This is a genomic window from Marinobacter sp. DY40_1A1 (assembly GCF_016597815.1).
Classification (GTDB): Bacteria; Pseudomonadota; Gammaproteobacteria; order Pseudomonadales; family Oleiphilaceae; genus Marinobacter; species Marinobacter xiaoshiensis.
Genome location: NZ_VCHA01000001.1, coordinates 21,905 through 34,484, shown reverse-complemented (window position 1 = coordinate 34,484; position 12,580 = coordinate 21,905). Strand labels below are relative to the sequence as shown.

Annotated in this window: 15 protein-coding genes; 10 read left to right on the top strand and 5 right to left on the bottom strand. The window is 55.4% G+C overall.

The features are described 5' to 3' along the window. Positions 1-65: 65 nt before the first annotated feature. From FFI61_RS00175 to FFI61_RS00160, 4 genes are read left to right on the top strand one after another with little or no spacing between them, the layout of a single operon-like run. Positions 66-1,034, top strand: coding sequence for a 4Fe-4S binding protein (locus FFI61_RS00175; protein WP_200202853.1), 969 nt, complete (start codon positions 66-68; stop codon positions 1,032-1,034). A gap of 12 nt (positions 1,035-1,046) precedes the next feature. Further along, complete coding sequence (locus FFI61_RS00170; RefSeq protein ID WP_200368858.1) at positions 1,047-2,870, top strand: nitric oxide reductase activation protein NorD; 1,824 nt, start codon at positions 1,047-1,049, stop codon at positions 2,868-2,870. Positions 2,871-2,880: 10 nt separating this feature from the next. Continuing rightward, positions 2,881-3,474: a cytochrome c oxidase subunit 3 gene (locus FFI61_RS00165; protein ID WP_227714522.1), complete on the top strand. Its 594-nt coding sequence runs from the start codon at positions 2,881-2,883 to the stop codon at positions 3,472-3,474. Between the two features lie 12 nt (positions 3,475-3,486). Beyond that, the gene (locus FFI61_RS00160; protein ID WP_200202855.1) at positions 3,487-3,726 is read left to right on the top strand and encodes a cytochrome C oxidase subunit IV family protein; all 240 of its coding nucleotides are present in this window, start codon (positions 3,487-3,489) and stop codon (positions 3,724-3,726) included. Between the two features lie 182 nt (positions 3,727-3,908). Here the strand turns inward: FFI61_RS00160 and FFI61_RS00155 are convergent, their stop codons facing one another. From FFI61_RS00155 to FFI61_RS00135, 5 genes are all read right to left on the bottom strand, one after another. After that, on the bottom strand, positions 3,909-4,283 hold the full coding sequence (locus FFI61_RS00155) for a hypothetical protein (RefSeq protein WP_200202856.1): 375 nt from the start codon (positions 4,281-4,283) through the stop codon (positions 3,909-3,911). Then, the gene (locus FFI61_RS00150; RefSeq protein WP_200202857.1) at positions 4,249-5,037 is read right to left on the bottom strand and encodes a CbbQ/NirQ/NorQ/GpvN family protein; all 789 of its coding nucleotides are present in this window, start codon (positions 5,035-5,037) and stop codon (positions 4,249-4,251) included. The genes FFI61_RS00155 and FFI61_RS00150 overlap by 35 nt, the downstream gene beginning before the upstream one ends. Positions 5,038-5,053: 16 nt before the next feature. Further along, a complete protein-coding gene (locus FFI61_RS00145) occupies positions 5,054-5,797 on the bottom strand; it encodes a PhnD/SsuA/transferrin family substrate-binding protein (protein ID WP_200368857.1) in 744 nt (247 codons plus the stop codon). Beyond that, positions 5,781-6,959, bottom strand: a complete 1,179-nt coding sequence (locus FFI61_RS00140; RefSeq protein WP_200369572.1) for a cytochrome D1 domain-containing protein — start codon at positions 6,957-6,959, stop codon at positions 5,781-5,783. Before FFI61_RS00140 ends, FFI61_RS00145 begins: the two co-directional genes overlap by 17 nt. Before the next feature lie 78 nt (positions 6,960-7,037). After that, a complete protein-coding gene (locus FFI61_RS00135; protein WP_200368856.1) occupies positions 7,038-7,343 on the bottom strand; it encodes a c-type cytochrome in 306 nt (101 codons plus the stop codon). Between the two features lie 352 nt (positions 7,344-7,695). On the opposite strand from FFI61_RS00135, the gene FFI61_RS00130 reads away from it, so the two are divergent. Genes FFI61_RS00130 through nirJ form a run of 6 tightly spaced genes read left to right on the top strand, consistent with a single transcriptional unit; the run spans position 7,696 to position 12,574 of the window. Further along, positions 7,696-9,354, top strand: a complete 1,659-nt coding sequence (locus tag FFI61_RS00130) for a cytochrome D1 domain-containing protein (protein ID WP_413785009.1) — start codon at positions 7,696-7,698, stop codon at positions 9,352-9,354. Positions 9,355-9,383: 29 nt separating this feature from the next. Further along, positions 9,384-9,848 carry an AsnC family transcriptional regulator gene (locus FFI61_RS00125; protein WP_200203120.1) on the top strand — a complete coding sequence of 155 codons (465 nt, stop codon included), beginning with the start codon at positions 9,384-9,386 and terminating at the stop codon, positions 9,846-9,848. Between the two features lie 29 nt (positions 9,849-9,877). Beyond that, entirely contained in the window at positions 9,878-10,390 is a 513-nt protein-coding gene (locus FFI61_RS00120) for an AsnC family protein (RefSeq protein WP_200369571.1), read from the top strand. Between the two features lie 28 nt (positions 10,391-10,418). Then, positions 10,419-10,862 carry an Lrp/AsnC family transcriptional regulator gene (locus FFI61_RS00115; protein ID WP_227714614.1) on the top strand — a complete coding sequence of 148 codons (444 nt, stop codon included), beginning with the start codon at positions 10,419-10,421 and terminating at the stop codon, positions 10,860-10,862. Next, entirely contained in the window at positions 10,837-11,361 is a 525-nt protein-coding gene (locus FFI61_RS00110) for an Lrp/AsnC family transcriptional regulator (RefSeq protein ID WP_200202861.1), read from the top strand. Before FFI61_RS00115 ends, FFI61_RS00110 begins: the two co-directional genes overlap by 26 nt. Positions 11,362-11,377: 16 nt before the next feature. Continuing rightward, positions 11,378-12,574: a heme d1 biosynthesis radical SAM protein NirJ gene (nirJ, locus tag FFI61_RS00105; protein ID WP_200368855.1), complete on the top strand. Its 1,197-nt coding sequence runs from the start codon at positions 11,378-11,380 to the stop codon at positions 12,572-12,574. Positions 12,575-12,580 lie beyond the last annotated feature (6 nt).

Below are 12,580 nucleotides of genomic sequence, written 5' to 3'. Positions count from 1 at the left end.
TCAGCGTCCGTCTAACCCACAGGGCCGGAACTTGTTTCCGGCCCTGTCTACCCTGGAACTGACCTGTGACCGTGCAGCAAGCAAACCCCAAAGACACACTCCAGAACAAGCGCCTGATCACTCGCGCTGCGTTTTTTGGGCTGTTCCTGCTGGCACCGGTTCTGAACATTTTTCGCTACGACTTAACGGAAGCCCGATTTGTAGTGCTTGGCTTTCCGCTTTCGTTCAATCTGAATCTCGACTGGGTGGCGCAAAGTTCGCCTGCGGACGTCGCCAGCCAGGTTCTACTGTGGTTTATCCTCCCCATTCTTGTTCTGGTTCCCCTTGTGCTTTGGGTTGCCTGGAAATGGGGCCGTATTTACTGCGGTTGGCTGTGCCCACATTTTTCTGTGGTGGAAACCATCAACGACTTGATGACCCGCATTACCGGCCGCCCGACACTCTGGGAAGCCTTAAAAAAAGGCCGTCGTGGCAAGGTTATACATTGGGCTGGCCTAACGCTGGTGTGCGGCCTGATTGGCTTCTCCTGGGCTTTGGCGATGCTTTCTTACCTGCTGCCGCCCATTCCATTATATACAGACCTGGTGACAGGTAATCTGGCGTTTTACCCCGCTATTTTTCTGGCCATAGCAACCCTGGTGTTTACCCTGGATTTCCTGTTCGCGCGCCATCTGTTTTGCAAATATGGCTGCGCCTTCGGTGTGGTACAGAGTATTGCCTGGATGACTCACGGTCGTGGGCAGTTGGTTACTTTTGATACTACCCGCGCCGCGGCCTGTCGCGACTGCACCAAGGCCTGCGACGAAGCCTGCCCCATGCGGCTGCCCACCCGCAGCCACAAGCGCGCAAAATTCTCCTGCACCCAGTGCCTGCAATGCGTGAGCGCTTGCCGTGAGGTGCAAAAAAATAATCCGGAGGGCAGTCTGCTGCAATGGCAGCCAGGCGAGCCCAGCCGGCAAACAATTCTGATTCCTGTTCGCCAATTAACCACCGCCCCCCGACGCGACAGCAAACCTGTCAGCACGCGGGCCTAAAAGGAACTCGAAATGGAAGAGTGGGTCGGCTACAAATGGCATGAGTACATTACTCGCCAGGCTCTGGGGGAATTCCCCGAGCACGCCGTTTACCTGAAAGACGAAGCCCGCAGTTTGGGCATTGTGTTCCGTGCCTTTGGAGGCGATCCGGCGTTAAGCCTGGTGACCGCAGAGCCCCGGCACTTTCGCCTGCGCCGTAAATTTTTGCACAAGCTTGCAGGAACACATCGTAAATTTGAACTGGCATGGCGGGACGACCAAAACCTGCGCCTGCCTGAAAAAGTTGCACGCTTCCCATCGAAGCAGTTAAACCGGGATCTCTATATCTGGCTGGCTGCGCTTGCGGCCACCCCGCCCCCGGCGGACAGTGATTGGTTTACCGGAAACCAGGCTCTGGTACAGGATGTTCTCTCACGTTGGCCAGGCCTGGAAAATGTATACCAGCGTCTGGTCAAACACGTTCTGTACTGGCGCCCTGACCCGGACAGCCTGACTGATCCGGAAGCCATCCGCGAACAGGCTATCTGCCAGGCACTGATTCACCCGGGCAGTGTCCCTGCCCTGCCATCTGCCGACACCGACCCCTGGCCTGTTATCCTCTGGTTGTACCCGGCTCTGGAACAAGGAAAAGCCAGCGGTCAGGTAACCGGAGATGAGGACACTCAATCCAGCCCGGGCGGCCTTACCAAAAAGAACAAGCGCAAGCAGGCAGAGCGGGTAGAGGCTTTTGACCGCGACCAGGGCCTGATGATTTTCCGGCTGGAAAGCCTGTTCTCCTGGACTGAATTTATACCGGTTGACCGGGCAGGCGACGATACCGACGAAGAAGATGCCGAAGCCGTTGCCAATGATATGGACATGATTTCCGTATCCAACGACCGCAAAGAAGCCTCGTCTGCGATCAAGTTTGATCTGGATTTGCCCTCGGAAGAACACGACGATTTGCGCCTCGGCCCTGGCATTCACCTGCCGGAATGGGACTGGCGAAGCCAAAGCTATCGTGAAGCCTTCTGCTGTCTCCAGCCCTTGTTAGCCAAGGACGCGGTACCTGCGGAGCTTCCCGAAGCATTACGCCGGCCAGCAAAGCGCCTACAGCGCCAATTCAGCGCCCTGAAGCCACTCAAGCAATGGCAAAAACGGCAATTGGACGGAGATGAACTGGATCTTGATGCTTGCCTAGAGAGGGAAGTGCAACACCGGCGCGGCCAAGGCATTATCGATCAAAAGCTGTTCCGCCGCTGCCAGCAAAGCCAGCGCGACCTTGCCTGTCTGGTACTGGCAGACATATCGCTCTCGACCGAAACCTACATTAACAACCAGCAGCGCGTTATCGACGTTGCCCGTGACGGCCTGCAACTGCTCAGTGAAGCCTTACAGGCAAGTCGCGACCCCTTTGCGCTGTTCGCGTTTTCATCCCGGCGTCGCGACCATGTGCGATTCCACCATCTGAAAAGCTTTGACGAGCCCTATACCAGCACCATTCGGGGCCGTATTCAGGCATTGGAACCGGGGTTCTATACCCGCATGGGCGCCGCCATTCGCCAGGCTACCAAACTACTGGAGACGCGCCATGAGCATCAGAAAATCCTGTTGCTGCTGACCGATGGCAAGCCTAACGATCTGGACATCTACGAAGGGCGTTACGGCGTGGAAGATACACGCATGGCGGTGCAGGAAGCGCAAAGAGCCGGGCTGACCCCCTTCTGCGTCACCATTGATGACGAGGCCAGCGAATACCTGCCCTATGTATTCGGCAGCAGCAACTTCGTAGTCATCCGCGACCCGGCACAGTTGCAATTGCAGCTTCCTAAACTCTATCTGAACCTGACGCAATGATAAGAGCGACATGAGCAATATGACGAACCAGAACCTTTCTCCAGACCCCAATACTCGCCAACTTCCTGGTGACATAGCGGTGTGGATCTTTATTTTCGCCGAACTGGCGGTATTCGGCATCATGTTCATCGGTTTTGCGGTTGCACGTAGCATGGACCCGGCGACGTTTCACGCTGGCCGCGAAGTTCTGCATCCTCTAGTTGGGCTGCTGAATACCGCTGCGCTGATTACCGCCAGCTATTTCGTCGCAACCGCTGTTCATCAACTTCGCCACAGGCGATCTGGAACTCAATGGCGGCTTTGGCTTGCTGTTGCAGTTTCCTGCATTTACACCGTGGGCAAAATGTACGAGTACGTGAACCTGTACAGCCAAGGCTATAACCTGGGTACAGATACTTTCTTCATGTTCTACTTTTTTCTGACGTTTTTTCACTTCATGCACGTCATTCTGGGGCAGGTCATTCTGGTTGTTCTAGCGGTTAAAGTCGGCAACGGTGACTACGACGGTTCGGATATGAATGGCATGGAGTCCGGTGCTTCATACTGGCACATGGTGGATCTGGTGTGGCTGGTGTTGTTTCCGATGATTTACGTACTGGCCTAGGGAGGGCTTGGGATGCTGACTGTCTATTTTGCACTGATGATTTGCACGGCCTTGCCGGTGATTGCTCTAAAGGCTGGTATAGGCCCCGAGTTTCTGGCCTGGCTGGTTTTTGGAATGGTGATTGTGAAAGCCATGTTGCTGGTAGATCACTTCATGGAAATGAAGCATGCACCGCGCGGCTGGAGACTGATTGCCCAGTCCTGGGCGCCGGTGGTCATTGTTGCGGTTGCGGGATTTCATACCATCACATAATCCCAGAAAAACCTAACACCCCATAAAGAAGAAGGCAGGCACCGCAATAGCCCGATAAGCTCCGGGGCAGAGGCCCTCCCAAACTGTGCGGAGCCAGGGATGGCGGAGGCAAGCGTACACGGACGTATTCACAGCGTGTTTTGGGAGGGCCTCTGCCCCGGGGCTACCTCCCATCTATCAGACTAGAGCCACTTGGCGGGAAAGTAAGGCATCTTCTCAGACATAGCCTGTGCCAGAGAAATCATCCCCCACAATACAAACCCTGTGTGAAGCGCGATTGCCCATACCAGAGCAAAGGTACCGAAGTGGCCCACATCGCCAATGAAAACCCAGCTAATAACTATCCCGGAGCTGATCAGAATAAAGCCAAGCAGCGACATGAACATAGCCGCACGGGTATGAGCCCTGCGAAGTTCATTTGTTCCTGAACTGTTAAGAAACAGCCAGAGCAAAACCAGGAAACCTATAACCGGCGTTGCCAACAAGTTCAGCAAATACCAGACTACAGGTACAACCGCCCCGCTAGCGGGTTTCTTCCGGGCGCCCGAATACTGCATATACCACCTCCATCAATGAAATAACTGTTGCTTCGTCGTCTGACAATGGTTCGATCATGCCTGCACGGCATGCTTCTGCCGCTGGCAGGCCAGCGCGTATCAATAAGGCTGTGTGTATCAGCAGCCGGGTTGATGCGGCCTCTTCGAGATCGTGATCCTTAAGGTTGCGCAGGGCTGTGGCGAGGCTCACGAGCTGTTTGGCAAGATCGCGGTCGCATCCAGACTCTTCCGCCACGATGGTTTGTTCCGCCTCTTCTGCGGGGTAATCAAATCGCAAGGACACGAATCTCTGACGCGTGCTGGGCTTCATGCCTTTGAGCAGGCTCTGATAACCCGGGTTGTAAGAGACCACCAGCATAAAGCCGGGTGCTGCGGTGAGCAGTTCCCCGGTGCGCTCTATGGGCAATTCCCGGCGGTCATCCGCCAGCGGGTGCAGAACGACTGTAGTGTCCTTTCGGGCTTCAACCACTTCATCGAGGTAACAAATGCCGCCTTCACGAACGGCTCGAGTCAGGGGGCCGTCTTGCCAATAGGTGCCTTCAGGGCCGATCAGGTGCCGCCCGACCAGGTCGGCTGCGGTCAGGTCGTCGTGGCAGGCTACGGTATAAACCGGCCGGTTAAGCTTCTCCGCCATGTAGCGAACAAACCGGGTTTTACCGCAGCCTGTGGGGCCTTTGATCAGAACCGGCAAACCGTTGTCGGCTGCCGCCTGGAACAACTCTATTTCATTACCAACTGGCTGGTAAAACGTCATGTATCACAATCCTCTGTTACTGATTGTCGGTTCTGGCAAAGCCATGAACCCATTCAGGAAAAACCGAAAACGCCTGTTTGTCATCCGTTCGACTCAGCCGGCTGAGGGCCTCTTCACAGTTCTGTGCCTGCTCACTCCAACCTTTACCCCGATACCAGCCCACTGTTTTTACCGGGCTGCCGAGCCAGAGAATCTCGAGATCCCGGCTGGTAAGAAACTGCCCGGCAAACCCTGCTTCGGACACCGCTGCATGGGTGTTGTTATGCAACAGCAAGCTCAGCGCTGAACTGTAATTCCCAGCTTCGTAGATCTTCTCTTGCGGCGGATATATTCCGGCAGCTCCCAGGGCGGCAAGCGGCAGTTTCGATGCAAAAGGATCCTCCCCCGCAACCGTGGCCAAGTCCCGATCCTTTAGCTCAGAAATCGACCGAACACCTGCGGTTTTGCGCGTAATCCAGACCGGCCTGGCCCAGTCGCCATCGCGGTTGTTTGCGATTAGTGCAGCTGCCCCCGGATTGCCTTCGCCGGACAAGCTGAACACCAGTGCTGCTTTATCGGGGTCGCGGTTAAAACGAATATCGGCCTGGCATCCCTGCTTAGCCAGATGCTGGCCAAGGCGGTAGCGCGCAACGTCTGTTACCTGGGTAACCGAATCAATCGTCAGCACCACCCGCGCCTCTCTTGCCGCCTGGGCCACAGGCATGGCGAGCAGAAGCGCCGTAAACGCGACAGCTCCTGTGCGCCTATAATCCAAGCACATGGGCTCTGCTGGTAAAGAAAATCCCACTGGGCTTTTGTGCTTCCAGTTCGGCAACAGGCTCCAATGTGTGGGTGCTGTATACCGTTACCCGGTTACTGTCTCTGGACGACACCCAGACTTCCTCTCCCCTCGGGGTAAACTCCATGTGAAGCACTGCCTTGCCCGGCTCCAGTGTGCGGATTATTTTCCGGGTCTGGGAATCAATTACCTGAACCACATCGTTTTTCGGGTGCGCAAAACTCACCCATATTCTGCGATTATCGGGGCTGGCCATTACAAAAACCGGCTGTCCCTGCACCGGGATTTTATCCACCAGCGACCAATCGTTCATATCCGCCACCAGCACCTGGTGATGACCGACTGCCGGTACGAACGCCCGCCCATCAGCCACCGTCCAGCCTTCAAGGTGAGGCATTTTGTACACAGGAAGCTGTTGTTCGCCTTTACCGTAATTGGGCAAGATCTCAGTCACACCGGCATCGGTATCCCACAGGTCCAACATGGACAGGCCGTCTTCTCCAAACAGCCCCGCAATGTAAAAGCGCCCATCTGGCGTGATCATGGAATCGTAAGGGGCTTTTCCGGCATCGAAACGGGTCACTTCAGGCTTGCTGTTTTCAGCGCCATCCGGCATGTCCAGAATCCAGATTTCTCCCGCATCGAACAGGCTGAACACAAAACGATTACCCGGTGCATCTACCAACCCGACCGTTTTTGATTGGGCGGCTTCACCATTTTGCCGGGTGTAGGTAGCAGGGATATCAGCCACCAGCTCCAGGGTTTTGCTGTCAAAAACCTTTACTCCACCCGGCTCGTAATTCGACACGGCAACGTATCGACCATCCTGTGAGATAGCGCCACCAATGCTGTTACCGGACTGGATGACCCGGCCAACAATGGACTGAGTGAGCAGGTCCACTTTGGTGAGACCACCGTCGCGGCCAAACACGAAGCCGTAACGAGCATCCCGCGAATACACCACTGATGCATGGGAGAGATCCCCCAGCCCTTCGATACGATTGATCACGCTGTGACTGGTGGTGTTTACAACCAGCAATGAGCCGGTGGCGCGCTCGATAATCAGGCCCAGATCGCCGGTACCCATCAAACCGTCACCCGTCTCCTCAGAGCCGGAAAAAACCTGGCAACCACTCACCAGCATCGCCAAAAATGACAGTAAAAACACGCGCTTCGCACAGCGGGTTATCCATAGCATCGGGCTATTCCTCCAAACAAATTGTCAGGGCGAGACCAGTTTACCGGTCTTTAACTGATGACTGATCCATTCAATATCGGCAGGCGTGAGGAGTGGTTTCCAGGGCGGCATGGCCGTGCCAGGGATGCCTTCACGGATTATTGCCGCGATGGCTGCCTCTGGAAGGTGGTCAAGATTTTCAGGGCGTAGCGGCGGGCCCAATCCTCCTTTAAGAGCCAACCCATGGCAGGAGCCACAATCCTGAATCACAAAGTTTTCAAGCTCCGCCACATCGGACATCGACTTTGGCAAAGTTCCTGCCGGCAGCGACAACGGCGCGCAAAGTATCATGAAAAATACACCTTTGAATCCGTTATGTCGCCTGGCATTCCTTGTTTTGGAACCCTTCACAACTTGTGCTCTCCCATGAATCTGTAGCGGGCTTTTAATATGGTGGTGCCGCTTCTCAAACACATCTTTGATATTGGTTAAAAACAGCTCCCTCCACAACCACTCTTTGGTTATACCCATGGGTGGGTACTCACTGGATATTTTAAAACGGCCTGACTTAAATCAATGTTCATCGGAGTAAAGAAGAGAAACCTAGCACTACTCTTAAATCCAAGGAGAGACCCTGATGAGAGCAACCAACCCATTTCTGAAACCACTGGCAATTGCCGTGGCTGTAGCGTCTTTCGGCGTGATGTCCGCAAACGCCGCCCCAAAGAATCCCGATCCTGCTGTAACCGCCTACGAAGGAACCGCCAGCCCTATCGACGCGGCGTCTGCGAAGACAGTCCGTACACCCGGGGCCCCGGATCTTTCTGACGCAGAATTTGAACAAGCCAAGCAGATCTACTTCGAGCGCTGCGCTGGTTGCCACGGTGTGCTGCGTAAAGGCGCCACCGGCAAGCCGCTGACTCCCGATATCACCCAGGAGCGCGGAATCGATTACCTGAAAGCGTTCATCAGCTACGGCTCCCCTGCCGGCATGCCGAACTGGCTGACCTCGGGTGACTTTGACGAAGCAACCGTGGAACTGATGGCCAAGTACATCATGCACGAGCCACCCATGCCTCCCGAATTCAGCCTGGCTGACATGAAGAAAACCTGGGAAGTGATCGTGCCACCAGAGGATCGCCCCAAGAAGCAGATGAACGATCTGGACCTGGAGAACATCTTCAGCGTTACCTTGCGTGATGCCGGCCAGATTGCGCTGATCGACGGCGACTCCAAGGAAATCGTAAAAATCATCGATACCGGTTACGCGGTACACATCTCCCGGATGTCTGCCTCAGGCCGCTATGTAATGGTTATTGGTCGTGACGCTCTGATCAACATGATCGACCTGTGGATGGAAGAGCCACAAACCGTTGCCAAAATTAAAGTGGGCATGGAGGCACGCTCTGTTGAAACCTCCAAGTACAAGGGCTGGGAAGACAAGCTTGCTATTGCAGGCACTTACTGGCCGCCGCAGTTCGTGATCATGGATGGCAACACCCTGGAGCCCAAGAAAATTGTAAGCACCCGGGGCATGACCGTAGGCGAGCAGGAATATCATCCTGAGCCACGAGTTGCCGCCATCGTGGCTTCCCACGAGCACCCGGAGTTCATCATCAACGTAAAAGAAACCGGCAAAATTTTGCTGGCCAACTACGAAGATCTGGACAACATGAGCATCACCTCCATTGATGCCGCACAATTCCTGCACGATGGCGGCTGGGATGCCAGCATGCGTTACTTCATGACGGCAGCTAACAACTCCGACAAAATTGCGGTTGTTGATGCCAAGGACCGTAACCTTGAAGCGCTTATCGATGTGGGTAAGATTCCTCACCCGGGCCGTGGCGCCAACTTTGTAGACCCGGACCACGGTCCTGTCTGGGCAACGTCCCACCTGGGTGATCCAACCATCCAGATGATCGGTACCGACCCCGAAGGCCACCCCGACAAAGCCTGGAAAGTAGTTCGCACCGTTAATGGCCAGGGCGGCGGCTCACTGTTTGTGAAAACCCATCCGAAGTCCACCAACCTGTGGGTAGACACTGCCCTGAACCCGGCGGAATCTGTAAGCCAGAGCATCGCCGTATTCGACATCAACAACTTTGATGCGGGCTACAAAGTGCTGCCGATTGCCGAATGGGCTGAACTGGGTGAAGGTCCCAAGCGTGTGGTACAGCCGGAATACAACAGGGCGGGCGACGAAGTCTGGTTCTCTGTCTGGAATACCCAGGACAAGAACTCCGCGATTGTTGTAGTCGATGACAAAACACGCAAGCTGAAGAAGGTTATCAAGGGCGACTACATGGTCACCCCGACCGGTAAGTTTAATACTTACAACACTCAGCACGACGTGTACTGATCCCGGCCCCGGCCTGAAGGAGCACAATGATGAGACTGGATGCGGCAGACAGACAATTGATCGACAGCTACCAGCGTAGCCTGCCAGTCTGTGAACGCCCCTACGAGGAAATGGGCCGAACCCTGGGCCTGACCGAAGAGGAGGTAATCCAGCGGCTGTCTGCCCTCCAGGATCAAAAGGTGCTCAGCCGGGTCGGTCCGGTGTTTGAACACAGCCAGGCGGGCGCAAGCCTGCTGGCTGCCGTGGCGGCTCCTGAGGAGCAAATGGACCTGGTGGCCGCCCGCATAAATCGTGCTCCCGGGGTGAATCACAATTACGCCCGGGAGCACACCTACAACCTCTGGTTTGTCATGACTGCACCGGATAACGAGCTTCTGGAAGAGCATCTCGACGAACTGGAAAAGGAATTGAAATTGCCCATGCTTCGCCTACCCATGGTTGAGGGTTACCACATTGACCTGGGCTTCGATATCGACTGGGAGGCCTTGTCATGAGCCAACTTTTTTCGGCCGATTACCTGCCCATGGACTCCCCGGATTCAGACGCGACCAAAGTTAGCGCCTGGGGACTACTGCGGCTCAGGCAGCAACTCGAACAGGGGCTACCACTTGTACCTCGCCCCTATCGCGTCCTTGCAGAGCGCACCGGCCTTTCCGAACAGGAAGTGATGGATGCCATTACCCAATGGCAAAGCAATGGTCTGATCAAACGCTTGGGGCTGGTCGTGAAGCACCGCACCCTGGGCTACACCGCAAATGCCATGGTGGTCTGGGACATCCCTGACGAGCAAGTGCAGGCGTTGGGTAAAGCCATGGCCGACGTGCCTTTTATCACCCTGTGCTATCAACGCCCAAGGCGACTCCCGGACTGGCCCTACAATCTGTTCTGCATGATTCACGGCACCAACCGTGAACGCGTGCTGGCACAACTGGACAGTCTGATTGCTGGCCACAACCTTCAGCACATTCAATATGCGGTGTTGTTCAGCAACAAAGCCTACCGCCAGCGAGGAGGTCGTTATGTCAGCCACGACTGAATCCCGGCGCCAGGCCCCGGTTGCAGACCTGACCCCGATTGAAAAAGTTCTGATCAACCGTTTACAGCACGGCTTACCACTTGTTCGCAACCCTTTTGCAGCCGTTGCAGATGAGCTGAAACTCAGCGAGCAACAAATCCTCGATACGGTAAAAAAACTACTTTCTGACGGCGTACTGACTCGCTTTGGCCCCATGTTCCACGCTGGCGAAATGGGCGGCGCACTCACACTGGCCGCCATGCGCATTCCAGAAGCGGATTTTGAGCGGGTTACCGAGCAGGTAAACAGCTTTGATGAGGTGGCCCACAACTACCGCCGTGAGCACGACCTGAACATGTGGTTCGTACTGGCAACCGAAACCCAAAGCGCCATTGCCAGCACCATCAGCGCCATAGAAGACACAACCGGCCACCCGGTTTACAACATGCCAAAGGAGCAGGAGTTCCATGTCCACCTCCACTTCCCTGTCTGAAGCCGCAGCACCAAACGGCTTTGCAATATCCGAACGCGACCGCGAGCTGATCCTCGCCACTCAAGCCGGCCTGCCTCTGGTCTCCGATCCCTGGGCTGAATTGGGCAAGCAACTGGACATGGATGCCGACGAGGTACTTGCTCGCTTTCAGGCTATGCAACAGGCCGGCGTAATACGCCGTGTCGCTGCAGTGCCTGATCACTATCGCCTGGGTTATCGCTACAACGGCATGACGGTGTGGGACGTTGCGGATGACCGCATTGCAGAACTCGGCACTGCCGTTGGTGAACTACCTTTCGTGAGCCATTGTTACCGCAGGCCACGCCACCTGCCTTACTGGTCATTCAACCTGTTTGCCATGGTGCACGGCACCACACGGGAAGAGGTGGAAGACAAAGCCGCACAAATTCGTGCCGTGCTGGGCGATGACTGCCGCCAGCACACCATTCTTTACAGCTCGGCCATCCTGAAAAAAACCGGCCTGCGGCTGCGCAAATAACGCAAGGGGAAGCACCATGTTCAGAATGACCCGCTACATCAAAAGCCTGATGAATCCGGCCCCGGTGAGAGCCATCCCCAAGCCCTCCGGCCCCGTGGTGATCTGGAATCTGATCCGCCGCTGCAATCTCACCTGCAAGCACTGCTATTCGATCTCTGCGGATATCGACTTCAAGGGAGAGCTGAGCACTGATGAGGTCTATACCGTTATGGACGACCTCAAGTCCTTTGGCGTTCCGGTGTTAATCCTTTCAGGGGGCGAACCTCTGATGCGCCCCGATATTTTCGACATTTCACGCCGGGCTAAAGACATGGGCTTTTACGTAGGCCTGTCCAGCAACGGCACTCTGATTACCGAGGACAACATTCAGCAGATTGCTGATGCCGGCTACGATTACGTGGGCATTAGCATTGATGGCCTGGAAGAAACTCACGACGAATTCCGCCAGAAAAAAGGCGCATTCGCCGCCTCCATGAAGGCCGTCAAGCTGTGCAAGGATGTTGGCATCAAAGTAGGCCTGCGTTTCACTCTCACACAGGATAACGCCGTTCAGCTGCCAGACATGCTCAAAATGCTGGACGAGCACGACATCGACAAGTTCTATCTCTCGCACCTGAACTACTCCGGCCGGGGCGGTCGTAACCGCAAGCGCGATGCCTGGTATGACATGACCCGTGATGCCATGAACCTGCTGTTCAACCACTGCCACGACGAATTGAAGCGCGGTATCGAGCGGGAATACGTAACCGGCAACAACGATGCCGACGGCCCTTTCCTGCTCCAGTGGGCGGCTGAACACTATCCTGATCAGGTACCCGCTCTGGAACAGCGGCTGGTTAACTGGGGTGGTAATTCCTCAGGCCAGAACGTTTCCAACATAGACAACCTGGGTGTGGTGCATCCGGACACCTTCTGGTGGGACTACAACCTGGGCAATGTACGTGAGAAACCTTTTTCGCGAATCTGGTCCGAGGCCAGCGACGAATTAATGCTGGGCTTCCGGCAAAAACCAAGACCAGTGAAAGGTCGTTGTGCAGAGTGCAAGTATCTCGCCATCTGTAACGGCAACACCCGGGTAAGGGCCTACAACGTTTCCGGTGATTTCTGGGAGGAAGACCCCGGCTGTTACCTCACCAATGAAGAGATTGGAATAATTGATATGCCCAGGCGCGTCGCCACCCCGGTGGTCGAAATTCCAGTCAACAATCTGTAAGGAACG

Excerpts from the sequence above, each read along its gene's own strand:
- FFI61_RS00150 (WP_200202857.1), bottom strand. The coding sequence starts at position 5,037 with ATGACGTTTTACCAGCCAGTTGGTAATGAAATAGAGTTGTTCCAGGCG.
- FFI61_RS00135 (WP_200368856.1), bottom strand. The coding sequence starts at position 7,343 with ATGATACTTTGCGCGCCGTTGTCGCTGCCGGCAGGAACTTTGCCAAAG.
- FFI61_RS00170 (WP_200368858.1), top strand. The coding sequence starts at position 1,047 with ATGGAAGAGTGGGTCGGCTACAAATGGCATGAGTACATTACTCGCCAG.
- FFI61_RS00145 (WP_200368857.1), bottom strand. The coding sequence starts at position 5,797 with ATGTGCTTGGATTATAGGCGCACAGGAGCTGTCGCGTTTACGGCGCTT.
- FFI61_RS00165 (WP_227714522.1), top strand. The coding sequence starts at position 2,881 with ATGAGCAATATGACGAACCAGAACCTTTCTCCAGACCCCAATACTCGC.
- FFI61_RS00125 (WP_200203120.1), top strand. The coding sequence starts at position 9,384 with ATGAGACTGGATGCGGCAGACAGACAATTGATCGACAGCTACCAGCGT.
- nirJ (WP_200368855.1), top strand. The coding sequence starts at position 11,378 with ATGTTCAGAATGACCCGCTACATCAAAAGCCTGATGAATCCGGCCCCG.
- FFI61_RS00160 (WP_200202855.1), top strand. The coding sequence starts at position 3,487 with ATGCTGACTGTCTATTTTGCACTGATGATTTGCACGGCCTTGCCGGTG.
- FFI61_RS00140 (WP_200369572.1), bottom strand. The coding sequence starts at position 6,959 with ATGCTGGTGAGTGGTTGCCAGGTTTTTTCCGGCTCTGAGGAGACGGGT.
- FFI61_RS00155 (WP_200202856.1), bottom strand. The coding sequence starts at position 4,283 with ATGCAGTATTCGGGCGCCCGGAAGAAACCCGCTAGCGGGGCGGTTGTA.
- FFI61_RS00120 (WP_200369571.1), top strand. The coding sequence starts at position 9,878 with ATGGACTCCCCGGATTCAGACGCGACCAAAGTTAGCGCCTGGGGACTA.
- FFI61_RS00110 (WP_200202861.1), top strand. The coding sequence starts at position 10,837 with ATGTCCACCTCCACTTCCCTGTCTGAAGCCGCAGCACCAAACGGCTTT.
- FFI61_RS00130 (WP_413785009.1), top strand. The coding sequence starts at position 7,696 with ATGTCCGCAAACGCCGCCCCAAAGAATCCCGATCCTGCTGTAACCGCC.